This window comes from Helicobacter pylori, from assembly GCF_009689985.1.
GTDB lineage: Bacteria > Campylobacterota > Campylobacteria > Campylobacterales > Helicobacteraceae > Helicobacter > Helicobacter pylori_CG.
Window position 1 is genome coordinate 1 of record NZ_QBAW01000014.1, and the last position, 24,946, is coordinate 24,946.

General features: G+C 40.7%; 17 protein-coding genes, 2 tRNA genes and 1 pseudogene. 11 read left to right on the forward strand and 9 right to left on the reverse strand.

The genetic code is table 11. The features are described 5' to 3' along the window. Positions 1–110 precede the first annotated feature (110 nt). Positions 111–2,553: pseudogene (locus DBU79_RS07330) on the forward strand (TonB-dependent receptor). A 242-nt stretch (positions 2,554–2,795) separates the two neighbouring features. Further along, positions 2,796–4,340, forward strand: a complete 1,545-nt coding sequence (hofG, locus tag DBU79_RS07335; RefSeq protein WP_154412008.1) for an outer membrane beta-barrel protein HofG — start codon at positions 2,796–2,798, stop codon at positions 4,338–4,340. Positions 4,341–4,892: 552 nt separating this feature from the next. Here hofG and alpB read toward each other — a convergent pair. From alpB to DBU79_RS07375, 8 genes are all read right to left on the reverse strand, one after another. Further along, positions 4,893–6,488 carry a Hop family adhesin AlpB gene (gene alpB, locus DBU79_RS07340; RefSeq protein WP_154412009.1) on the reverse strand — a complete coding sequence of 532 codons (1,596 nt, stop codon included), beginning with the start codon at positions 6,486–6,488 and terminating at the stop codon, positions 4,893–4,895. Positions 6,489–6,509: 21 nt separating this feature from the next. Beyond that, positions 6,510–8,063: a Hop family adhesin AlpA gene (gene alpA / locus DBU79_RS07345; RefSeq protein WP_154412010.1), complete on the reverse strand. Its 1,554-nt coding sequence runs from the start codon at positions 8,061–8,063 to the stop codon at positions 6,510–6,512. A 547-nt stretch (positions 8,064–8,610) separates the two neighbouring features. After that, positions 8,611–10,641, reverse strand: coding sequence for an ATP-dependent helicase (locus tag DBU79_RS07350; protein WP_154412011.1), 2,031 nt, complete (start codon positions 10,639–10,641; stop codon positions 8,611–8,613). A gap of 3 nt (positions 10,642–10,644) precedes the next feature. Further along, positions 10,645–11,796: an Eco57I restriction-modification methylase domain-containing protein gene (locus DBU79_RS07355; RefSeq protein ID WP_195834251.1), complete on the reverse strand. Its 1,152-nt coding sequence runs from the start codon at positions 11,794–11,796 to the stop codon at positions 10,645–10,647. Further along, positions 11,777–12,400, reverse strand: coding sequence for a restriction endonuclease (locus tag DBU79_RS07360; protein ID WP_154412012.1), 624 nt, complete (start codon positions 12,398–12,400; stop codon positions 11,777–11,779). Before DBU79_RS07360 ends, DBU79_RS07355 begins: the two co-directional genes overlap by 20 nt. Positions 12,401–12,451: 51 nt before the next feature. Then, positions 12,452–14,269, reverse strand: coding sequence for a flagellar hook protein FlgE (locus DBU79_RS07365; protein ID WP_154412013.1), 1,818 nt, complete (start codon positions 14,267–14,269; stop codon positions 12,452–12,454). Next, a complete protein-coding gene (flgD, locus tag DBU79_RS07370) occupies positions 14,266–15,186 on the reverse strand; it encodes a flagellar hook assembly protein FlgD (protein WP_154412014.1) in 921 nt (306 codons plus the stop codon). The genes DBU79_RS07365 and flgD overlap by 4 nt, the downstream gene beginning before the upstream one ends. 50 nt (positions 15,187–15,236) lie before the next feature. Continuing rightward, positions 15,237–16,841 (reverse strand): flagellar hook-length control protein FliK, encoded by a 1,605-nt coding sequence (locus DBU79_RS07375; RefSeq protein WP_154412015.1) that lies wholly within the window; start codon positions 16,839–16,841, stop codon positions 15,237–15,239. A gap of 179 nt (positions 16,842–17,020) precedes the next feature. Between DBU79_RS07375 and pta the strand changes: the two genes are divergently transcribed. The 6 genes from pta to hypD all read left to right on the forward strand — a co-directional run bounded on the left by pta (position 17,021) and on the right by hypD (position 22,440). Then, on the forward strand, positions 17,021–18,577 hold the full coding sequence (gene pta, locus DBU79_RS07380) for a phosphate acetyltransferase (RefSeq protein ID WP_154412016.1): 1,557 nt from the start codon (positions 17,021–17,023) through the stop codon (positions 18,575–18,577). A gap of 10 nt (positions 18,578–18,587) precedes the next feature. Continuing rightward, entirely contained in the window at positions 18,588–19,793 is a 1,206-nt protein-coding gene (locus tag DBU79_RS07385) for an acetate kinase (protein ID WP_154412017.1), read from the forward strand. Positions 19,794–19,803: 10 nt separating this feature from the next. After that, a complete protein-coding gene (locus DBU79_RS07390) occupies positions 19,804–20,103 on the forward strand; it encodes a cupin domain-containing protein (RefSeq protein WP_000784741.1) in 300 nt (99 codons plus the stop codon). Positions 20,104–20,344: 241 nt separating this feature from the next. Next, complete coding sequence (gene hypB / locus DBU79_RS07400; protein ID WP_000003589.1) at positions 20,345–21,073, forward strand: hydrogenase nickel incorporation protein HypB; 729 nt, start codon at positions 20,345–20,347, stop codon at positions 21,071–21,073. Continuing rightward, positions 21,073–21,309 carry a HypC/HybG/HupF family hydrogenase formation chaperone gene (locus DBU79_RS07405; protein WP_000335476.1) on the forward strand — a complete coding sequence of 79 codons (237 nt, stop codon included), beginning with the start codon at positions 21,073–21,075 and terminating at the stop codon, positions 21,307–21,309. Before hypB ends, DBU79_RS07405 begins: the two co-directional genes overlap by 1 nt. A gap of 18 nt (positions 21,310–21,327) precedes the next feature. After that, a complete protein-coding gene (gene hypD, locus DBU79_RS07410; protein WP_154412018.1) occupies positions 21,328–22,440 on the forward strand; it encodes a hydrogenase formation protein HypD in 1,113 nt (370 codons plus the stop codon). On the opposite strand, the gene DBU79_RS07415 is transcribed toward hypD, so the two are convergent. Then, complete coding sequence (locus DBU79_RS07415; protein WP_154412019.1) at positions 22,391–22,912, reverse strand: hypothetical protein; 522 nt, start codon at positions 22,910–22,912, stop codon at positions 22,391–22,393. The two genes, hypD and DBU79_RS07415, sit on opposite strands and share 50 nt — an antisense overlap. Before the next feature lie 78 nt (positions 22,913–22,990). On the opposite strand from DBU79_RS07415, the gene DBU79_RS07420 reads away from it, so the two are divergent. The 3 genes from DBU79_RS07420 to DBU79_RS07430 form a co-directional block, all read left to right on the forward strand. Then, a tRNA-Gln gene (locus DBU79_RS07420) sits at positions 22,991–23,065 on the forward strand. A 37-nt stretch (positions 23,066–23,102) separates the two neighbouring features. After that, positions 23,103–23,179 (forward strand) — tRNA-Met (locus DBU79_RS07425). Between the two features lie 250 nt (positions 23,180–23,429). After that, a partial coding sequence (locus DBU79_RS07430; RefSeq protein WP_154412020.1) for a SabA family sialic acid-binding adhesin occupies positions 23,430–24,946 on the forward strand: 1,517 nt, incomplete at its 3' end.

The following is a 24,946-nucleotide window of genomic DNA, read 5'->3' on the forward strand; positions in this document are numbered from 1 at the left end:
TTAAGAAATATTGGAGTTTTTCTGTTGTTTTGACTTTATTGGGAATGTTTGAATTGGAGGCTAAAGAAGAAGAAAAAAGAAAAATTATTATTATAAGTAGGATTTTAAGAATGAATGACAAGCGTTTTAAGAAATATTGGAGTTTTTCTGTTGTTTTGACTTTATTGGGAATGTTTGAATTGGAGGCTAAAGAAGAAGAAAAAGAAGAAAGAAAGACAGAAAGAAAAAAAGATCAAAAAAAGAACGCCCAACACACTCTAGGCAAAGTTACCACTCAAGCGGCTAAAATCTTTAATTACAACAACCAGACAACCATTTCAAGTAAGGAATTAGAAAGAAGGCAAGCCAACCAAATCAGCGACATGTTTAGAAGAAACCCTAATATCAATGTGGGTGGTGGTGCGGTTATAGCGCAAAAAATTTATGTGCGCGGTATTGAAGACAGATTGGCTAGGGTTACGGTGGATGGTGCGGCGCAAATGGGTGCAAGCTATGGGCATCAAGGCAATACGATTATTGACCCTGGAATGCTCAAAAGCGTGGTGGTTACTAAGGGGGCGGCTCAAGCGAGCGCGGGGCCTATGGCTTTGATTGGCGCGATTAAAATGGAGACTAGAAGCGCGAGCGATTTTATCCCTAAAGGTAAAGACTACGCCATAAGTGGGGCTGTTACTTTTTTAACCAACTTTGGGGATCGAGAAACCGTGATGGGCGCTTATCGTAACAATCATTTTGATATTCTTTTGTAATTACACGCATCAAAATATTTTTTATTATCGTGATGGGGATAATGCCACAAAAGATCTTTTTAGACCTAAAGCGGATAATAAAGTTACAGGAAGTCCTAGCGAGCAAAACAATGTGATGGCTAAGATCAATGGTTATTTGAGCGAAAGGGATACCTTAACGCTCAGCTATAACATGACCAGAGATAACGCTAATCGCCCTTTAAGAGCGAATTTTACAGGCACTTTTTTACCCTATTCTTGCGGTGATTTTAACGCTTTCCCTAACGAGAAAAACCCTAGCGATTGCTTGTTTGAAAATGACGCTAGTTTGTTTAAAACTTATAGCGTCAATTTGGTGCATAATGTGAGTTTGAACTATGAAAGAGAAGGGGGGAGTCGTTTTGGTGATCCTAAATTAAAAATCAATGGTTATACAAGCATTAGGAATGTCCAAATTGATCCGCTTTTTAGGCCTAACGATATAGCGGCTATCATTCCTTTCACCCCAAACCCAAAACTTGGCGGAGAAAATGAATGCGTGGCGCAAGGGGGTATTTATGACGCTGTGAAACAAACTTGCTCCATCACTTTTAAAAGCCTTGGAGGGGGTTCTGTGGTGGCTAATAAAAATTTATTCATCATCAATTCCGGATTTAATGCGAATGTGATCCACACCATAGACCATAAAAATGACAATCTTTTTGAATACGGGTTGAATTACCAAAACTTAACCACTTTTGATAAAGCGATCCCTAATAGCGAATTAGTCAAACCCGGCGATGCCCCTGACGCATGCTTAAGGGTTATGGGACCTAATGATCCCAACATGAACGGGCGTTGCCAAAGGAATGGCGCTACCGCGAATGTGGTTGGGGTGTATGTGCAAGCGAATTACACCTTACACCCTATGGTAACTTTAGGGGCAGGGACTCGTTATGATGTTTATACTTTAGTGGATAAAGACTGGCAGTTGCACATAACCCAAGGGTTTAGCCCTAGCGCGGCTTTAAATGTCTCGCCTTTAGAAAATTTGAATTTCAGGCTTTCTTATGCGTATGTAACCAGAGGCCCTATGCCTGGAGGTTTGGTGTGGATGCGTCAAGATAATTTGCGCTATAACCGCAATTTAAAGCCAGAAATCGGACAAAATGTGGAATTTAACACCGAATACAGCAGTAAGTATTTTGATTTCAGGGCTGCAGGTTTTGTCCAACTGATTTCTAATTACATCAACCAATTTTCTTCAACGCTTTTTGTAACCAACTTGCCCGCAAAAGATATTATTTATGTGCCTGGTTATGAAGTTTCAGGGACGGCTAAATACAAGGGTTTTTCTTTAGGCTTGAGCGTGGCGCGCTCATGGCCTTCTTTAAAAGGGCGCTTGATCGCTGATGTGTATGAATTGGCTGCCACAACAGGCAATGTGTTTATTTTAACGGCAAGCTATACAATCCCACGCACCGGCCTTAGCATCACTTGGCTTTCACGATTCGTTACGGATTTGAGTTATTGCTCTTATAGCCCCTATCGCAACGGCCCTACGGATATTGATAGACGGCCTAGCAATTGCCCCAAAACGCCCGGGATTTTTTATGTGCATAAGCCCGGTTATGGGGTGAGCAGTTTTTTTGTAACCTACAAACCCACCTATAAGAAGCTTGAAGGCTTGAGTTTGAATGCGGTGTTTAACAATGTTTTTAACCAACAATATATTGATCAAGCAAGCCCAGTGATGAGCCCTGATGAACCCAATCAAGACAAATACGCAAGGGGCATGGCAGAGCCTGGCTTTAACGCTAGGTTTGAAATTTCTTATAAGTTTTAATAATGGAGCTAAAAATGAGGGTTTCATGGGTAGCGAATCTAATCAACAATAAAACATTCTTTAGAAGTAACAAATATATGATTTTAATCCTTTAATTTTTAAACTAATTTACAATGAAGGGTTATTTTTTGTAAAATAGGGTTGTGGATTTTAATTAATATTTTAACTTCATGCTGTTTTTTTTTGATTATAATTATAATCTCAACAAAAAAGATCATGCAATTAAAATTAGGGAGAGTTTAGTGAGGCAAGAAAAATATTTTTTGACTTCTTCTTTATCGCTTTTATCGTTTTTATTATGTCCTGCAGAAGCTTTTGATTATCGCTTTAGCGGTCGTGTGGAGAATTTTTCTAAGATTGGCTTTAACAATTCTCAACTCAATACTAAAAAAGGGATTTATCCTACTGAAAGTTTTATAGATATTGTAACTTTAGCGCAAGTCAAAGTCAATTTACTCCCTAAAGGCACCGAAAACCATAGGCTCTCTTTCTCTTTGGGTGGGGCGATTGCAGCCATTCCTTATGATAAGACTAAGAACGATATTAACCAAGCTAACGGGAAGATTTTTGGCTCAATTGTAGAGAATTTCATTGGGGGCTATCATGGATACTTTTTTAATAAGTATCTTGGCCCTGCTTATGCGGGGACTTCTCAATCAGCGAGCTATCATGCAAGGCCTTATGTGGTGGATACCGCTTTTTTAAAATACGATTACAAAGACGTTTTTGGGTTTAAGGCGGGGCGTTATGAAGCGAATATTGATTTTATGAGCGGTTCCAATCAAGGGTGGGAAGTGTATTATCAGCCCTATAAGACTGAAACGCAAAGGTTAAGATTTTGGTGGTGGAGTTCTTTTGGGAGAGGTTTAGCGTTCAACTCTTGGATTTATGAGTTTTTTGCGACAGTGCCTTATTTGAAAAAGGGAGGCAATCCTAATAACAGCAACGATTTCATCAATTACGGCTGGCATGGGATCACCACGACTTACTCTTATAAGGGATTAGACGCTCAATTTTTTTATTATTTTGCACCTAAGACTTATAACGCTCCTGGTTTTAAGCTAGTCTATGACACGAATAGGAATTTTGAAAATGTAGGCTTTCGCTCTCAAAGCATGATAATGACAACTTTCCCTTTATACTATAGAGGGTGGTATAACCCAGAGACAAAAACTTATAGTTTAGAAGACAGCACGCCCCATGGCTCGTTGTTAGGGAGGAATGGCGTTACTTTAAATATCCGCCAGGTTTTTTGGTGGGATAATTTCAACTGGTCCATTGGCTTTTATAACACCTTTGGCAATTCAGACGCTTTTTTAGGCTCTCACACGATGCCAAGGGGTAATAACACTTCCTATATCAGTAATGAAATCTCCGTAACGACTAGGCATGCCGGAATGATTGGCTATGATTTTTGGGATAATACGGCTTATGATGGGTTGGCTGATGCGATCACTAACGCTAACACTTTCACTTTTTACACTTCTGTTGGAGGGATTCATAAGCGTTTTGCATGGCATGTTTTTGGGCGTATTTCTCATGCGAATAAAAATGCGTTAGGGCAAGTGGGGAGGGCTAATGAATACTCCTTGCAATTCAATGCGAGCTATGCGTTCACTGAATCAGTCTTTCTTAACTTTAGGATCACTTATTATGGGGCTAGGATCAATAAAGGCTATCAAGTAGGGTATTTTGGAGCGCCCAAATTCAATAACCCTGATGGCGATTTTAGCGCTAATTACCAAGACAGAAGTTACATGATGACCAACCTTACGCTGAAGTTTTGATTTTTAATCAAATCACAGCAAGTTAAAAACACTTCAAGGCATTTTTTAAAATCTGAGTATAAAAGACTTTGCGCAAAGCTAGTTTTGTGAAGCGCCCAACCGCTAAAGCGACTGGGCTTCCTGATGTTGGGGGAGAGTTTGGTTCTTGCTCCCTAATGGATTTTACAGAGTTTGATCTCCAACGCATTCCCTACAGCTCTCACGCATCATATCTCCGGCGTAACTTTGCACGCTTCTCCCACGCTAGATACAAATATATGAGAGTATTATAACAAATTAGCGGTATTCATTCCAATCGCTAAAGATGTTTAGGATTTCTGCTTGGGTGGTTTAAAAAGCGGTTTTTTTGGGTTAGGGGAACGCCGTTAGCGTTTGATCGCTTCACAAAATAAAAGGGCTTTGAAACGCTTAAAGCAAAATAACAGCTTTTAATAAAGCGTTCTCTAGGGGGGTTAATTCCAATTATTTGATTATTTGATAAGGATTTTAGGGTTGTTTTAAAGCGGGGGTTTAAAGGGTTTGTTCAAAGCCTATAAAAGGCCTTGAGCTTTTTTAAAAGGCGTAGCCATAGACCCAATACACGCTATAAGGGCGGTAGTATTTCACTTCAGCGCCGCCAGCTTTATAATAAGTGTTGTAAATCGTAGGGACTTGCACACCGATTTCTATAGAATGCTGGTTATGGCTTTTCAAGTCTTTTTTCAAGATACCAAAGTTCATGCGTAGCCCCACATCAAACAAGAATTGGAATTTTGTCGCTGTTGGTCTGTTCGCAAGCTGAGGGCTATTTCTTAGCGTGCTGATGTAAGTATCCCCTGCGAGTTGGATCCCCCCAAAGAAGCCTGCATTAAGACTTCGGCTACCAAAAGAGCGGCTAAACACATTGTAAAGCACATCAGTTCCCACCCCATAAGTGAGCAAATTGACTTGATTGTAAGTAGGGCCGTTACCCACGCCCGCGCCGTTATAGCTGAAGAAGCCGTAGTAGCGTAAGCCCACATTCTTGTTTTCTCCAAAGAATTGCTTATAACCGATTTTAGTGATAAACCCGTTAAACGCATTCACTTGAGAGCTGTTACCGGCAGCGAAATTCCCAAGCCATGGGTTAGCTTTAAGCTCGTTATTCAAAGCAGTAACTTTAGCCAAAGTGTTTGTGGTGTTGTTTAATAGTTGGGTGGAGCGCTCTTGATCAATATTCCCGCCATAGCTCACTTGATAGCCTGTTGAATTGCTGATGTTAGCGTTGTTGGCCAGCGTTAAAGCGTTTTGAGAAGTATCGACGATGTTTTGCACCAAGCTAGTGAATTCCTTAGCGCTCAAATCATTCCCAGCGTTAGCCGAGTTGAAAACATGTTGCGCTAAAGCAGCGTCCAAAAACGCACCGGCAGCCCCACCATTACCGCTTGGCCCCATAGTGACTGAAGCTTGCTTTAGGACATAAGCGATTTGTTGAGCGGTAACACCACTTCCATAAGTTTGATTAGTGTTGTTTTGAAAAATCCCACCCGCTTGGTTATTGGCGTTTAAGAATGAATTCATGTAAGTCAAATAAACGCTAGCGGTGTTAAGCTCACTGAGCTGATTGGAGAGATTAGCACTCGTGGTGTTGTTGTTGCCTTGAAAGATATTGTTTTTGAGGTCTTGACTCAAAGTTTTGATGGAGTTAACCATTTCGTTATAAAGACTCAGGTTACCTTGGAAACAAGGAGAATTATTAGTAGAACCAGTGGTAGCAGCAGTAGTCACACCAGCACTACCACTACTAGTAGCACCACATTGATGAATGCTACTAGTGTTCAAAGTGGGATACAAATTAATCAAATTGCCTAATTGGTTCATAAAGAGATTGCCTAAAGTCCCGGCGACATTGCCTCCTGTGCCTGCAATATTGATATTGGTGTTGTTTGTCGTGTTAGAGTTTAACAAGCCGGCTAATTCTTCGGCTTTGATTTTACCCGGGTTTTTCACTTGTTGGACTACCTGACCTAATTCATACCCAAAGGTCATAAAGCCCCCATCTTCTTCAGCGCCCACTTGATTGAAGCTCAAGCTTAACGCTAGGCTTAAAGGGGCTAAGAATCTTACTTTTTGAGATTGTGTCATTAAATTTTCCTTAATCATTTTGAATGGCTTTAAATTTTGTTTCATATTCGTCTCTTCCCCCCTTTCTTAGAATGAATACCCATAAGACCAATAAACGCTATAAGGACGGAAATACTTCACGGTAGTCCCTGCTGATTTGTAATAAGTGTTATAAATCGTAGGCACCACTACGCCAAATTCCACCGTGTGCTGGTTGTGGCGGTTGGATTTCCCGCCCAACTTACCGAAGTTCATTCGCATACCGAAGTCAAAGAGGAACTGGAAGTGCGTGTTATTGATTTTCCCATGCAATTTCACATTGGGGTCATCTCTGAGCGTGGATTGGAAAGTCTCACCGGCTAATTGGATACCGCTAAAAAAGCCCATATCCACAGAGCGGTTTTGATAGGAGCGGCTAAAGATGTTATACAACACATCAGTCCCCACCCCATAAGTGTATAACCCTACATTATTTTGAGTGGATCTAAAGCCCACGCTCGCTCCGTTATAAGAAAAGAAACCATAATAGCGCAAACCGATATTCCTTTTCTTCCCGAAGAATTGCTTATAGCCCACTTTAGTGTAAAACCCGTTTAAAATATTCGTCGCACGACTGTTCCCGGCTCTGAATTGGGGCAAGTAAGGCATGCTTCTCACCTGATTGTTGAGCGCATTGATTTTATCCAAAGTTACTTGTGCGTTATAAAGAGCGTTAGGGAGCTGATTAGCACGCCCTTGCACAGCGTTAGCTTGGTTAGTTAGTTGGTTATCTGTAGCGTTATTAAACGCGTTCCCGCTAATGGGGTTTTTATTGAGCTCGTTATAAACCGATTGAGATTGATCAATAATGCCTTGCACCAAACCTGTAAAAACAGCCGAATTGAATTCCTTATTCCCAATGTTGGCGGCTACGGCAGAGTTGAAAGCTTCTAAAAGCAATTCATCTTGCTTGAGCAAGTTGGCTGCGTTATTGAGAATATTTTGTTGGTTTTGAAGGTATTGGATAGCTTGTTGGGAGTAAGTTTGACCATTTTGACCAGTCGCACCACTAGTTCCGTTAGTTCCATTTTTGGTTTCTAAAGCCTTATTCATCGCATTAAAAAACACATTCGCCGCATTCAAGTAGGTGAGCTGTTGTTGCATGTTGGGGAAATTGGTGTTTGTGCCGTAGTTAGTCTGGCTGCCGATCGTGCTTAAAACCCTGTTAGAAAGGCTTGGAAGCCAGTAATAGCCCGCAGCGGTGCAAGCGCTTTGAGTGGTAAGAGAGTTGCCACCAGCCGTCCCTGCAGCCGCGCAAGTCCCACTGCCTACCGCACCCCCTAAAAGAGCGTTCGCAGACACATCGTTACCATTGAGTTTCTCTGGATACGCCCCTAAAAGCGAATAAAGGTATTGGGAGAAAGCGTTACTCAACGCCCCTGCGACATTGCCTCCGGTGTTGTTGTTTAAAATGTTGTTCGTTACACTAGCGTTAAGCTCTCTTTCGAGTTCGTCTCTTTTAGTGCCGCCTGGGTTTTGGACATCTTGCATGACTTGCCCAAGCTGATAACCGACGGTGAAAAACCCTCCATCATCTTCGGCATAACTTATGCTAGCACAAAGGGCTAGACTAAGAAACAGCGTTCTATTTTTCTTTATCATGATTTTCCTTATCAATGGGATGCTCCTTGATTGAGTTTAAATTTGGGATTTAAGTTACATCAGGGCTTATGATATGGTATTACCATACAAATTGTTAGATGTAATTGATAGTATTTTCACATAATGAAAATTAAACTAACCTTAAAAATCCCCTCAAAAACCCCTTATAAAGGAATAAAGTTACAACAATTGGAGCGCTTTTTACAAAAAAAAAAAAAACGGGATTTCATGGGGGGATTAACCTTAAATTTTTGGGGGTTTTAAAAACGCTTTTTGGCATTTCTAAGTTTTTTAAACTATAATCACGCTTAACGCAAATAATCATTTTAAGTTATCTCTTTTGTTGTGAAAATTTGGAGCATGTTAGGGTTTGGGGTAATAGTGGGTGGTTACCCCGAAAGGAGATAACCAACTATGAAATTATTATTAGCAATCATAGTTTTAATGGTCCTCACAACGCCATTATACTAAAATTTTGGCTCTAGCACAAGCTAGAGCTAAAATCTATGGTTGCTAGCGTTTTAAACAAACAATACAAAAACCAATTTTATTTTAAATCGGGTTTCAAAAGCCCCGCTTCATACAAAAACACCGAGGGTTTATGCTCTTTAGGTTTGGCGTTTTCTCTCAATTCGTTTTTCGCATAAGAAAGCCATAAATTTTCCTTAGCCCTTGTGATAGCGACATAAAAAAGCCGCCGCTCTTCTTCAATGCCCCCACCGGTATTCATGAGCTTGTGGTTAGGGAAACGGCCCTCCATTAAATCTATAATATAAACATCTTTAAATTCCAAGCCTTTAGAAGCATGCACGCTCAATAAATTCACGCCCTCGCCTTGCGTGGCTTCACTAGAGCCTATTAAAGTGCCATTTAAGAAACGCCCTAAATTTTGGTAATTTTTAGCCAAAGAGCTCATCAAGTCCATTTTTTCATTGAAGCGTTTTTGCGCTTGGAGTTTTTTAAACTCGTTATAAGAGCCGTCCTTATTTTTGGAGCGCTCTTTTAAAAGGCGTGTTTTAAAGGTTTGAAAAAACGCGCTTTCTAGAATGTGTTTGATTAAAGCGCTAGGGGAATGGGTGGGGGCTTTGGTATAAAGAGTGAAAAAATCGCTAAGCATTTTAGCCCCATTGGGTGAGATTTTAGGGTGCATCAACACCGGGTGCGAATGGAACGCTTTATCTATCACGCTGTTAAACCTTGAGCTGTTTTCTAGGGCAAAAATTTCTTCAAAAAGCCCCATAGAGGTGATTTCTTTTTTCTTGGTGTAAATTTTGGCTTCTTTGCTTGGGTGGGTTAGGGCTAGTTTGAGATCGCCATTGCCTAAAAGCATTAAGGCCTCATGAATGTCTTTAGCGGTGTTAGAGCCAATATCGCTGATATAGCTTAAAACATGGATTGCTGCCATGATGTCTTTAGGGTTAAAGATGAGTGCGCAAATGTCTAACGCTAACGCTACTTCTTTGGATTCAAAAAAGCTCGCGCTCCCTTTTCTTTTGCTTGGCACATTGTGGGATCTTAAAGCGGCTTCTAATTGATCCGCGCTCGCGTTATTCCTAAAAATCACTGCCACTTCTTTAAAATTCTTTCGCATGACAATGCGCTTAGCGATGTCTTGGCATTGCGCGATATTGTCGCTGTAATTTAAAAGCGCGGGCTTATTGAAATGCCCTGATTTCACCACTTCTAAATTTTTAGGGTAAATGCGCTCGTTGCGCTGTATCACTTGATTAGCGAGATCTAAAATCTCTTTAGAAGAGCGGTAGTTTTTGGTGAGCGTGAAAACCCGGGCGTTTTTGTATTTTTGAGTGAAATTAGAAATGATAGAAATATCCGCCCCATTGAAAGCGTAAATGCTTTGATCGTAATCGCCCACGCAAAACAAACTGGGAGGGTTGATAGCGTCTAAAATGGATTCTTGTAAGGGGTTAGTGTCTTGAAACTCATCGCAAAGCACTTCTTTATAAGGGCTAGGTTTTTCTAGCATCGCTTGTTTAAATAACAGCAGTAAATCGTTATAGTCAATATAGTTATGCTTTTTTTTAGTGTTTTCAAATTCGTCTAAAATGTTTTCATAAAAAGCGGCGTATGGCGTGTGTTCAGGGTTTTTACTAGAAAGCCATGCGCTAAAATCTTCTTGTTTTAGAGCGTTGGTATAAAGAGAATAGAGGGCGTAGAGGTGCTGCGAAGTGTAGGGCTTTTTATCGTCATCTGTTAGCGCGTTTTTGGTATCCACAATGCTTTCTAAAAGCTTTTTCAATTCTTTAGGTTGCTTCAGGCTTAAATTGGGGTAATGCTCTTTTAAATAGCGATACGCTACCGCATGGAAAGTGCCCGCTTCAATTTTGGAGCTTAACTTGGAATATTTAGCCACCCTAGCAATCATTTCATTACTCGCTTTATTGGTGAAAGTCAAAAGCAAGATTTCTTCAGGCTTGATGCCGTTATCAAGCAGGTATAAAATGCGCCCCACAATCGTAGAAGTCTTTCCTGTGCCAGCGCTTGCAATCACTAAATTATACCCTTTCAAAGCCTTGGCCGCTTTGAGTTGCTCGGGGTTTAATTGCAAAGTTTCTAACAAGTTTTATCCTAGATTTAAAAAGTCTTTAGGCAAAAGAGCGTTTTCTAAAGAGCGCTGCGAAAACAAAAAACGCCCATCGCACACAAAGCCCAATTCTTGCCAGTTGATAGCGTTGAGTTTGTCGCAGAGGTTTTGTAAATCTAAGTTTTGGTCATAAGGGAATAGCGCTAAAATAGAGCCGTCATAATTAGGGCATTGGTGGATGAAAAAGGGGTTTTTTTGGCGCGTTTTGGCGTTGACATAAATGCGTTTTTTAGGGGATATGTGGTGCATTCTGCCCCATTCAAACCAATTGGCTTCATTAAATTTTTTAATCTTTCTTTGCATCAAGCTATCTTTATGTTGGAGTAAATAATCATTAGGCTCATTGACAAAAACCATTTTTTCTAAAACATTGGTTCTTTTCGTGATTGAGGTGACAAATTCTAAATTCCCGTATTTTTCATTTTTAAAAATCTTATCGCACCCGCTCACTGCCCCCACTTTAACCTTAAAAACCTCGCTTAATTTTTGCGTGTAAGATTGGTTGAGGAAATATAAAATGCCTTTTTTGCACATAAATTGCAAACAACCGTTGGTGATTCTGCTGAAATTGCCCTTACAAAAACGAAAAATCACGCAATTGGGCATGGCGTTTGGGAAAACCTTTTGATCGCCTAATTCAAAAAAATGCGTTATCGTGCCTTCTTTGTAAATCAATTCGTTTAATTTCACGCTGGAAGTGGATTTTAAAAAATCCCTTGGGGTGATGAAAATCAATTCGCCTTTAGGTTTTAAATGCTTGATCGCTTTTTCTATGAAAAACAAGTAGAGATTACTCCTTTCATCAAAAAGGCTGTAATGGAGTTTTTCTTTGGTGCTTGGCGCAATATCCTTGTGTTTGACATAGGGCGGGTTACCGATGATCGTGTCAAATTGGTTTTCTAAAGGGTAGTCAAAAAAGTCCATGCAAAGGGCATTTTTAGGGCAGATTTTAGGATCGATTTCAATCCCTACAGCCTTTTTTAAACGCTTTAAAAAACTCCCATCGCCCGCGCTTGGCTCTAAAACACTCCCATGATTGTGTTTGAGAGTGAGCATGAAATCCACTATATTTTTAGGGGTGAAAACCTGCCCTAAAGTTTTAATATCCCATTTATTCAAAAAATTCTCCAAAAAAATCTTTGAATGTTAAATAGATATTAGCTCGTAACTTAACGCTTTTGGCTAGAGCGCTTAAAATGAAGTTTTTACTTCCATCAAAGTCTCTTTGAATGATTTTTCTGTTGTTATCCCACTTGCATTGAAAGGGCAAGTTATTGCCATTTGACTGAAGAGTTTGAATACCTTTTAAGGAATTGATAAAAACATCTTTAGGATCGTTTTTGTTGATAATTAAAAAATAATAGTCTCTATCGGTGTTTTTGCCTAAGTCTTTATGCAGTTTTTGAAAGTATTTTTCCCATGCAATTTTGTTATTGAAAGTCGGCAATAAGCCACACAACGCATAATAAATCCCTAATTTACAATTAAGATTGTCAGCGGTTTTTGTAGTGGTGGTTTTAAGATTAACAGGATAAAAAATATCGTTTTCTTCAAAACTAAAATCCCACCACTCTCTAGCTTTTGGTAGTTGGATAGGAAAAGAATGTTTGATGGTGTTTAAAATTTCTTCTTCATTGACCGATGGATTTAAGCGTCCATCTTGTAAGGGTTGAGACAAATTATAAGGGTTTGTTTTTAAAAATTTTGCAATTTCATTAAGCTGTGTGGGTATCATTAAATATCCTTATTAAAAAGGATATTTTACCACACTCCTTATTTTAGTCCTTTATTTTTTCAAACTAATGGCTTCTTTAATCATGTCATCGCCCGCGCCAAAGGCTCTAGCGTTCATAGAATAGCCTCTTTGCATTAAAATGAGATTGGTTAGGGCGTTCCCGGCATTCACATTGCTCGTTTCTAAATATTTATGCCTGATTTTCCCAAACTTGAGCTTGCCCTCTTCATCCCACCCTAAAATGGGGTTACCGCTTAGGGGTCTGTTTTCGCCATTAATGGTGCCTTCTTGCATTTCATAGAGGTTACCGCCGATTTTTCTCAAGCCTTGATCGTTAGTGAAAGCCAAAATACCGATGCGAGCGACCGGCTCTACCACCCCGTTACTAAAGGCCAGAGAAATCACGCCATTTTCTTCAATGCGCATGTCTCTAAAAATGCCCCTAGGCTTGCCGTCTTGACTCGCTTCTAAGAGTTTAGAGTCTTGGTAAGACAAATCGCTAGAATCATGGTTTTCGCTTTTATCTAAAGAGTAGGTGAGTTTATTGCCTTTAAAATCTAAAGTCATGGGGGCGGATTTCATCTTGTGCGTGGCTGAATCAAAGCCGACAATTTCCCAAGTAGGATCATTGATAGGGGTTTTGTTTTTGGGATCTACGATGTAGCTTTTCACTTCCCAAGTTTGGTTTTTCCTTTTACTCGTGGGGCTTGATGTGGGATCGTTGGAATTGGTCATGTAATATTCGCTCTGGAGCAAGTATTTATCCCCGGCTTTATCATAAATATCCACTTCTGTGCTGTAATAAGGGATTTTAATCGCTACTGAATCCCTACTAATGCCCTTTTTTAATTCCATTCCGTTCGCATTCAAGCCCAATTTATCCGCAATGCCCCCGCTCAAGCTAAAGGTGATAGGCGTTTGGCTAGGATTAGCGATCTCTAATAAAAGGGGTGGGCTTTTGGCGTCTTTTTCGCTTTTGATGAGGTTCAAGTCTAACCCGGTTTTTTCTTTAAAGAGTTTTTGCAAATCGCCTAAAGTTTTGAATTGGTTTTCGCCTTTTTCAGCGTCCCCATAAGTGAAAACCAAATCCTCTTTTTTGCCATTCTCTTTTTGGATACTGATGTTTAATTTACGATTGGTGATCGCATCTATTGGCTCGTTATCGTCATTCGCTAAAGCGTTAATATCCTGGTTTAAAAAACGCTCTTTAATGATCTCGCCCTTGTCGTTTAAGAAAAAATCTTGCGCGCCTTTTAAATGGTCTTTAGGGTTTAGATTCACGCTAATACCCACTTTCGTGCTAAGCACGGGCTGGTAAGTCAAATCTTGGGGGATTTGTAAGGGCGAAAGGGTGTTGCCATGCAATTTTTCAATGTCTTCATCTCTAGCAGTGGAATTGAGCGTGCCGTCTTTGATTTTTTTCAAATCAATACCATAAACATAATAGCCCTCAGGGGTTACTAAATAGCCATCAGCGTCCCTGGCGAAATTGCCGGCGCGCGTGAGGAAATTATCCTGTTTCTTGCTAAAGCCGTCTTTATTAATGGTCATTTCCCCATTTTTATTGGGTCCTATCACAAACCAGCCCTTGCCTTGATACGCCATGTGGAATTCCCCCTCGCTTGGCATGTATTCCCCGTCTTTATTAGAAAGGACATTGCCTGAGCCTGTAACGCCGTAATTTCGGTCGTTAGCCACAACGGATTTGGCGTTTAAAGCGTCTAAATGCGAAGAAAACAAGGTCTTAAACTCCGGATCATTGGAGCGATAGCCTAAAGTATTGACATTGGCGATATTGTTTGAAAGGCTGTCAATGCCAAACTGGTGGGTCTTAATCCCGCTATAAGCGTTTAATAAGGTGTCGTTCATGCTGTCTCTTTAGGGGGGGTTTGGGGCTTTTGATCAAGCGGCTTTTGATCAGAGAGTTTTTGTTCAAGAGGTTTTTGTTCAAGTGGCTTTTGTTCAAGCGGCTTTTGATCCGGTTTATAAAACTCTATCGCGCTGTCTATGGGTAAGATCATTTCGCCCATTCTTAGCATGGGTTTGCCTTTATCAAAAATCACGCTTTCCACTTCGCCCCTACCGATGCGCGTTTGCAAATACTGCTTGCTTTGGGAGTCTAAATTGTATTCAGCCTTGATTTTATAATTGCCTTTAGGGACTTTTTCGCCCTTTTCGTTCAAGCCGTCCCATTCAAAATTGATATACCCCTTTTGCCCGTTATAATCTTTTAAAGGAATCGTTTTGACTAATTCATTGTTTTCATTCAGGATTTGAATCGCTGGCACTCCTTTAGAAGCGTCAATTTTTTCATCAAAAAAGAGCGAAAAAGAAAGCTTGTTGTTGCCATCAAAATTCGCCCCGCTCACATCGGTTTCAGCGATTTTGCCTATCATGCTCACAGAATTGAGTGCGCTCACTTCCCTTAAAGCGTTATTAGCCTTTAGGCTATCGTCCATGCCTTTATTAAGGTTTTCCATGGTGTCTTTTAAAGCGCCTTGAAAGTCTTTTAAAGACTCGTTAGTTTCTTTATTGGATTTCATCGCGCTGGCGACTTCTTGCATGGTTTTTTTGTTTTCTTCTTGCATTTCTACTTGCGTGAGTTGTGCGGTTTGGGTGATGATTTTATCTGTTTCCATAGGAGCGGTGGGGTCTTGATTTTTCAATTGCTCTAAAAAGAGTTTCATGAAAGCGTTTTTATCCAACCCGTTAGCGATTGCGGGCTGCTCTTTTTTCCTTTCTTGTGCGGCTTTAGCTCCTGTAACTTCTGCTAAATCAATGGCCATGATCTCTTCCTTATTAAAGATGTCCTATTATAGAGCAAACTTGCTTAAAATCACGCATAAAGAGTGATTTGCATGCTCGTTTCTTTGTTTTCATTATCCGTATTCTCTTGGTAGCTTTTTAGGGCGTTTTCTTTTAAGGGGGTTGATTCCTGCTCTTTGAATGGCTCTCTTAATGGTTCTTTGGGTTGTTCTTTAGAAGAATCTTGCGAAAAGCTCAAATCCACCCCTTCAAAGCCTAAAGCGTTCAGGCTGTTTTTGAGATCTTGTTGGTTGTCTAAAAAGGTTTGCAAGCTGTTGTTATGAGAAATCACGCTCACTTTAAGGTTTTTACCCACTTTTTGAATGGTTACTTCAACCTTGCCCAATTCCTTAGGGAATAAATCCATAGAGATCCGGCTCATGGGGGGTTTGTATTCTTGGATTTCTTGCTTTAATTGTTGGGTGAAATGCTTGATCGTTTCTTTAGGGGCAACGCTTTTATTCTCGCTTGTTTTATCGCTAGCTTGGGCGTTTTGTGCGTTTTGAGCGCTGTTAGTGGATTCTTTAGTTTTTTCTTTATTTTCGCTTGCTTCTTTAGCTTTTTCTTCTTTTTCTAGGGGCGTTGGAGCGTTATCATTAGGGGGGTTAGCTCCTATTAAAGGCATTAAAGAGGGCGTTTTAAGAGGGATTTTAGGGGCATTTTCTGGCGTTGCGGCTTGGGCTGTAGTTTCGGTTTTAGTGGGGATTTTTTCTGGCTTTTTTTTAGAAAGCGTTTTATCCCTTTTAATAGCGTTCATTTGTAAAGCTTCCCTTAAAGGGGGCGTTTTTTTTTCATTACTAGGGGGGGTTGTGTGCTCTTTATTTTGCGATTCTTTTTTTTCTAAGGATTGCAAAACGCTAGAAAGGTTGGCGGTGTTTTTAGAGTCGTTCTTTGCAAGGGTGTGGTTAATACTCGTTTGCGTTGTTTTTAAAGCAAGCTGATCGCTCGCCTTTAAGGGGGTTTCTTTTTTTTCTAACGGAGCAACCACTTGAATGTTGCTGGCGTTCAAGTCATGTTTTTGGCTCAGCGTTTGGATGTCTTTAAGGGTTTTTGGATCTTTTTTAGTGTCAGTCGGGGCTGTGGGGTTTTTGATAGCGTTATTAGCGTGGTTAGTGGGGGTTAGTGGGTTTTTATTGGTTAAGCTTACTTGATGAGCGTTAGAAACAACTCCATTAGGCTTTTTTTCATTCTTGTTTAAAGTTTCGTTAGGGGTTTTTGGGTTAGTTTCATGGTTTTTGTGAATCTCATGTTGAGCTTCATGCGAGGCGGTGGTTTTTTTGTGGTTGAGCAAATCTTTTAAGGTAGGGGCTTGTTGGTCTTTAGCGAGATTTTGAGCGTGTTGGTGGTGTGGGGTAGGGGTTTTTTCAAGCTCTTTAGCGTTCTCTTTAGCGTCTTTGGGCGAGGCTTTTAAAGCGTTAGGATTTTCTTTAGGGGCGGTTTTGTCTTTAGAGATCTTTTGGTTTAAGATCTTACTGAAATCCTTTGATGCGCTTTTAGGGGCGTTTTTGGTGTCTTTAACTTCGTTTTTCGCTCCGCTATTTATTAAAGCGTTTGCGTTGGCGCTTGCGTTGGCGCTTGCGTTGGCGTTTGCGTTGGCGTTTGCGTTGGTGTGAATGGGATTAACAAAAGATGGCATGGTTATCCTTTAAAACAACTCTTTTATTTTACATGGCGAAAGTCAAGCAAAAAGAGTTCCTTAAGATGAATGATCAAATCTAAAAATGCTAAAAGCCTTTTTACAAAATCATGGTTTCGTTTAGGTTTAATTAAATTTTGCTACAATTAAATAAAAACGATGATTTTAGGGAGATTGGCATGCAAAGTTTGTGGATTTATCCAGAGAATATGGAAGTTTTAGGGGTTGCTTGTAAGAGCCTTTTAAAAGCATTGAAGCCTCGTTATCAAAAAATCGCCTTGTTTTCGCCCATTAGTGGGGGGTGTGAGGGCTTTGGGGAGTGCGAGGGCTTGAACTCTTTAGAATTTCATAGCGCCATAGACAAACAAAAGGCTTTAGAGCTTGTAAGCGCTGCTCAAGAAGAGTTACTATTTGAAACGATTCTCAAACGCTATGATGAATTACAATCTGTGCATGATTTTGTGGTTTGCTTGGGGTATACGCCGAAGTTTTTCTTAAACGCTCTTTTAGATTTAAACACCACTTTAGCCAAGCATCTAAACGCTCCTATGGTGGCTGTCGTGCAAACGAGTTTGGAATATTTGAAAGCCATGCACTCTCATATTCTTAAAAAAGAAGCCCCTTTCGCTGTAGGGTTATTTGCGGGCGAAATGCTTGAAAAACCACATTTTTTGAGCGCGTCTCTTTGCAAGCAACAATGCGAATTAGAAGCGAGCGTGATTGAAAGCGTGTTGCAAACAAAAAGCGAGATTATTACCCCTTTAGCCTTTCAAATGGGCTTGGAAAAAAAGGCTAAAAGACAGATTAAAAAAGTGGTTTTACCAGAGAGCGAAGATGAAAGGATTTTAAAAGCCGTGCATCGTTTGAACGCTATGGGCGCGGTGGGATTGATTTTATTGGGCGATAAAGAGGTTATTGATTCCCAAGCGAAAAACTTGAACTTGAATTTAGACAATGTAGAAATCATCGATCCCAACACTTCTCATTATAGAGAAGAATTCGCTAAAAGCTTGTATGAATTGCGAAAATCAAAGGGATTGAGTGAGCAAGAAGCCGAGCAATTAGCGCTGGATAAGACTTATTTTGCGACCATGCTCGTGCATTTAGGCTACGCGCATGCTATGGTTTCTGGGGTCAATCACACCACGGCTGAGACCATTAGACCCGCTTTACAAATCATCAAAACTAAGCCCGGCGTGAGCCTGGTTTCAAGCGTGTTTTTCATGTGTTTAGACACTCAAGTGCTAGCCTTTGGGGATTGCGCGATTATCCCTAACCCTAGCCCTAAAGAATTGGCTGAAATCGCTATCACTTCCGCGCAAAGCGCTAAGCAATTCAATATCGCGCCTAAAGTGGCCCTACTCTCTTATGCGACAGGCGATTCCGCGCAAGGCGAAATGATAGACAAAATCAACGAAGCTAGAGAGATCGCTCAGCGTTTAGATCCACAATTAGAAATTGATGGCCCTTTACAATTTGACGCTTCCATTGATAAAAGCGTAGCGAAGAAAAAAATGCCTAACAGCCAAGTGGCCGGGCAAGCTAGCGTTCTTATTTTCCCGGATTTAAACGCTGGGAATATCGCTTATAAAGCGGTGCAACGAAGTGCTAAAGCCGTGGCGATAGGGCCCATCTTACAAGGTTTGAATAAGCCCGTTAATGATTTGAGTAGGGGCGCTTTAGTGGAAGATATTATCAACACCGTTTTGATTAGCGCCATTCAAGCGCAAGATTAGGAGGGAACGCATGGAAATTTTAGTTTTGAATCTGGGCAGTTCGTCTATTAAGTTTAAATTGTTTGACATGCAAGAAAACAAGCCCTTAGCGAGCGGTTTAGCCGAAAAAATCGGCGAAGAAATAGGGCAGTTGAAAATCAAATCGCATTTGCACCATAACGATCAAGAGCTTAAAGAAAAACTTGTGATTAAAGATCATGCGAGCGGGCTTTTAATGATTCGTGAGAGTTTAACGAAAATGGGGATCATCAAAGATTTTAATCAAATTGACGCTATAGGGCATCGTGTGGTTCAAGGAGGGGATAAATTCCATGCCCCAGTCTTAGTCAATGAAAAAGTCATGCAAGAAATTGACAAGCTTTCTATTTTAGCCCCCTTACACAACCCGGCGAATTTAGCTGGTATTGAATTTGTTCAAAAAGCGCACCCCCATATCCCTCAAATCGCTGTTTTTGACACCGCATTCCATGCCACTATGCCTAGTTACGCTTACATGTATGCTTTACCTTATGAATTGTATGAAAAGTATCAAATCCGCCGTTATGGTTTCCATGGGACTTCACACCATTATGTGGCTAAAGAAGCGGCGAAGTTTTTGAATACCGCTTATGAGGAATTTAACGCTATCAGTTTGCATTTAGGGAACGGCTCAAGTGCAGCAGCCATTCAAAAGGGTAAAAGCGTGGATACTTCTATGGGGCTAACCCCTTTAGAAGGCTTGATCATGGGCACAAGGTGTGGGGATATTGACCCCACTGTGGTGGAATACATCGCGCAATGCGCTAATAAAAGTTTAGAAGAAGTGATGAAAATTTTAAACCATGAAAGCGGCTTGAAAGGCATTTGTGGGGATAATGACGCCAGAAACATAGAAGCCAGAAAAGAAAAAGGCGATAAGCAGGCTAAACTCGCTTTTGAAATGTGCGCTTATCGCATTAAAAAGCATATTGGGGCTTACATGGTGGCTTTAGGGAGGGTGGATGCGATTATCTTTACAGGGGGATTAGGGGAAAACTACTCGGCTTTAAGAGAGAGCGTGTGTGAAGGCTTGGAAAATTTAGGGATCGCTTTGCACAAGCCCACCAACGACAATCCGGGCAACGGATTAGTGGATTTGAGCCAGCCTGATTCTAAAGTTAAGGTTTTACGAATCCCTACTGATGAAGAGCTAGAAATCGCTTTACAAGCGAAAGAAATAGTAGAAAAATTAAAATAAAGGTTGTTTGATGAAAATGGTTCATTTTTTAGAGGGCGTTCATTTTGAAAAGCTCCACATTGAAGCGTTGAGTGAAAATTCTTCCAATAAGGAAATCCGTATTTGCATGCCCAAAGGAGCGATCCTAGACAAACACAAGGCTCCGGGAGCTATCAGCGTGCAGGTTTTAGAGGGTAAAATCATTTTTGAAGCTGAAAATGAAAAAATAGAAATGCCAAAGGGAGCATTAATCAGCCTAGAAGCCCAAGTTTTGCATCGTTTGGACGCTTTAGAAAATAGCGTTATAAGGCTATCTTTAAGTAAAAAATAAGAAAAATGGAAAGTTGTTTTTATGAATACTTGGTATTTGCTTTTAACCATAATTTTATTAATCATCATCTGGAGGATTATTAGGCTAGTTTTAAAGAATAAAGACGACAGCAACGAAAGGGATTAAAATTAGGTGCATTTTTTGAGCTAAAAATTAGCCAAAAAGATAAAAAAAGCCGCTAAATCATAGCCGTTTAATTAAGCGCGCTACGATACGAAAATTTTAAAAGAAAGGAACAAGCATGAGCGAACAACGAAAAGAATCTTTACAAAATAACCCTAATTTGAGTAAAAAAGATGTCAAAATCGTAGAAAAGATTTTGAGCAAGAACGACATTAAAGCCGCTGAAATGAAAGAACGCTACTTGAAAGAAGGGCTGTATGTGTTGAATTTCATGAGCTCTCCAGGCAGCGGTAAAACCACGATGCTAGAAAACCTAGCGGATTTTAAAGACTTTAAGTTTTGCGTGGTAGAGGGCGATTTGCAAACCAATAGAGATGCGGACAGATTGCGTAAAAAAGGCGTGAGCGCGCACCAGATCACCACCGGCGAAGCGTGCCATTTGGAAGCGAGCATGATTGAAGGGGCGTTTGATTTACTCAAAGATGAGGGAGCGTTAGAAAAAAGCGATTTTTTAATCATTGAAAATGTGGGGAATTTGGTTTGCCCTTCAAGCTATAATCTAGGAGCGGCGATGAATATCGTTTTACTCTCAGTCCCAGAGGGCGATGATAAGGTGCTAAAATACCCCACGATGTTCATGTGCGCAGATGCGGTGATTATCAGTAAAGCGGATATGATTGAAGTGTTTAATTTCAGGGTTTCTCAAGTCAAAGAAGACATGCAAAAATTAAAGCCTGAAGCGCCTATTTTTTTAATGAGTTCCAAAGACCCTAAAAGCTTGGAAGATTTTAAAAATTTCCTTTTAGAAAAAAAGCGTGAAAATTACCAATCCACGCATTCGTTTTAATGTGTTTAGCGATCCCTTCTAAAGTCATAGCCATTAATAATAATGTGGCGCTTTTAGAAACTTTGGGCGTTCAAAGAGAAGCGAGCTTGGATTTAATGGGCGAGTCCGTTAAAGTGGGCGATTATGTGCTGTTGCACATCGGCTATGTGATGAGTAAGATTGATGAAAAAGAAGCCCTAGAATCCATTGCGCTTTATCAAGAAATGATCGCCAAAATGAACGAAACGCATGAATAACAAAACGCATGAGTGATAATGAGCGTTAATTATCTCATCGCCCCTTTTAGAGACAAGCAAACCATTTTAGTGCTCTCTAATGAAATCAAAAAACTCGCTTCTAAACTTGAAAAAAAATTAGTCATCATGGAAGTGTGCGGAGGGCATACGCATTCTATCATGAAATACGGGCTTTTAGATTTGATGCCTAAAAATTTAGAGTTTGTGCATGGGCCGGGCTGCCCGGTATGCGTGATGCCAAGAGCGCGCCTTGATGAAGCTTATGAACTCGCTGCAATCAAAGATAGCATTATCTTAAGTTTAGGGGATATGATGAAAGTCCCAGGGAGCTATGGGAGTTTGATACAAGCCAGAGAAAAGGGGCTAGATGCGCGCTTTTTGTATTCGCCCATGCAAGCTTTAGAAATCGCTAAAGAAAACCCGCATAAAAAAGTCATTTATATTGCGATCGGTTTTGAAACCACCACGCCCATGAGCGCTAGTGTTTTATTGAACGCCAAAAAAGAAAAAATCCACAATCTTTTTTTCCACATCAACCACCTTTTAGTGCCTCCCAGCGTGAGCGCGATTTTAAACGATCCAGCATGCCGGATTAACGCTCTTTTAGCCCCTAGCCATGTGAGCGTGATCAGCGGCGCTCAAATCTATGCCCCTTTAACAGAGCGCTTCAAGCTCCCCATTGTTGTGAGCGGTTTTGAGCCGGTGGATATCTTAGAAAGCGTGCTGATGCTTATCAAACAAGCCTTAAAAAAAGAAGCCAAGCTAGAAATCCAGTATAAAAGAGCGGTTAGCTATGAGGGGAATGTGAAAGCGCAAGAGCTAGTCAATGCATGCATGGAAGTTAGGGAAAATTTTGAATGGAGAGGTTTGGGGAATATCAAACATTCCGCCCTCAAACTCAAAGAAACATTCGCCTCTTATGACGCTGAAAAAGTCTTTAAAGAGCATTTAAGCCACAAAACCTCTAAAGAAAACAAGGCATGCAAGTGCGGGGAAATTTTAAAAGGCACCGCTAAGCCCCTAGATTGCGCGCTATTTGCCAAAACTTGCACCCCACAAAACCCGATCGGCAGTTGCATGGTCAGCTCTGAGGGGGCGTGCGCGGCGTATTATCGTTACAAACGCGTTTGAGCTTTAGAAACTGCTTTTTAGTGAAATCGCTCAAGCCTTCGCAATTGACATCCACGCTTTTAGGGGGTTTTTCTTTTTTTACAACCGGTTTTTGATAAGCCCTTTTTCTCACGCTCGCTTGGATTGTTTTAAAATCAAAGGGGTGATTCAAGGCTTTTAGGGTTTTTTGCGTTTCTTTAAAACGGGCTTTTAGGGTGTTGGTGTAATGATCTTCTTCTATCTTAAAGGCTTTCAAATAGCTAGGGTGCGTGAAGTAGATTTTTAGGATTTGATTTTCTATTTTAGCGTATCTAAAGCCTTTTTTTAAATCCCCTAAAGCTTGGGAAACATAATGCTTGATCGCTTCTCTTCGCTTGAGCTGGAGTTTTAAATTTTTAAACGCAGACATTTGAGCGATTTTTTTAAAAAGCAAAAAGGTTTCTTTCTTTTTCAAATAGCGTTTGTAAATTAGGGGGTCAAATCCATTTTCCATGATGAAATTATAGCGTTTAGCTTGACTTTTTTAAAAAGCTTTTGTATAATGCTTCTTTTAATTTTGTTGTTTGTTTGTTGGGGTGTCGCCAAGCGGTAAGGCACCAGGTTTTGGTCCTGGCATTCCGAGGTTCGAATCCTTGCACCCCAGCCATTTTTCCTTTATTAGCGATTTTATCAGCGTATTTTGGCGCGGAGTAGAGCAGTCCGGTAGCTCGTTGGGCTCATAACCCAAAGGTCAGTGGTTCAAATCCATTCTCCGCAACCAATCTTTTTTAAAAAATCCCCCCTATCTTTTTAAGCTATCTTTTTAAGAAAATGCTTTTTAACAAAATTCCAACACTAAACGAACAACACCAAACGAAACAAAACGCATCAAAATCAAAAAATGACAAAATTTTTAAGAAAATGACAAAAAAAAAAAAACGCTTTTATGCTATAATGCTACAAATACATTCCAAATGTCCAATGAATGTATGAAATCCCTAATATCCAATTCAATCTAAAAAGGAGAAAACATGAAAAAACACATCCTTTCATTAACTTTAGGCTCACTTTTAGTTTCCACTTTGAGCGCTGAAGACGACGGCTTTTACACAAGCGTTGGCTATCAAATCGGTGAAGCCGCTCAAGTGGTGAAAAACACCAAAGGCGTCCAACAGCTTTCAGACAACTATGAAAACTTGAGCAAGCTTTTAACTAGATACAGCACCCTAAACTCCCTCATCAAATTATCCGCTGATCCGAGCGCGATTAATGCGGCGCGTGAAAATCTGGGCGCGAGCGCGAAGAATTTGATCGGCGATACCAAAAATTCCCCCGCCTATCAAGCCGTGCTTTTAGCGATCAATGCAGCGGTAGGGTTTTGGAATGTTGTAGGCTATGTTACGCAATGCGGGGGTAATGCCAATGGCCAAAAAAGCACCTCTTCAACCACCATCTTCAACAACGAGCCAGGGTATCGATCCACTTCCATCACTTGTTCTTTGAACGGGTATACTCCTGGATACTATGGCCCTATGAGTATTGAGAATTTCAAAAAGCTTAACGAAGCCTATCAGATCCTCCAAACGGCACTAAAGAAAGGCTTACCCGCGCTCAAAGAAAACAACGGGACGGTTAGTGTAACCTATACTTACACATGCTCAGGGGAAGGGAATAATAACTGCTCGAGTGAAGCCACAGGTGTAAGCGAACAAAATGGCGGAAAAAAGACTGAAACCCAAACCATAGACGGCAAACAAGTAAAAACCACGATCAGTTCAAAAGTCGTTGATAGCACAGCACTAGGTAATACACAACATGTTTCCTACACCGAAATCACTAACGCATTGAGCAATGTGCCTGATAGCGCTCAATTCTTGTTGGCGCAAGCGAGCACGCTTATTAACACCATCAACACGGCATGCCCGTTTTTCCATGCTAATAATAGTAGTGAGGCTAACGCCCCAAAATTCTCTACTACTAGTGGGAAAATATGCGGCGCTTTTTCAGAAGAAATCAGCGCGATCCAAAAGATGATCACAGACGCGCAAGAGCTGGTTAATCAAACGAACACGATTAACAACAATGAACAAACAACTCCAGTGGGAGGCAGTAATGGCAAGCCTTTCAACCCTTTCACAGACGCTAGCTTCGCTCAAGGCATGCTCGCTAACGCTAGCGCGCAAGCCAAAATGCTCGATCTAGCCCATCAAGTGGGGCAAACCCTTAACCCTGATAGGCTTACCGGGGATTTTCGAAATTTTGTTAAAAGCTTTTTAGCCACATGCCACAACCCTTCAACAGCTGGCACTGGTGGCACACAAGGTTCAGCCCCTGGCACGGTTACCACTCAAACTTTCGCTTCCGGTTGCGCCTATGTGGAACAAACCATAACAAATTTAAACAACTCCATCGCTCATTTTGGCACTCAAGAGCAACAAATACAGCAAGCAGAAAATATCGCTGACACTCTAGTGCATTTCAAATCCCGATACAGCGAATTGGGCAACACTTATAACAGCATCACCACCGCGCTCTCCAAAGTCCCTAA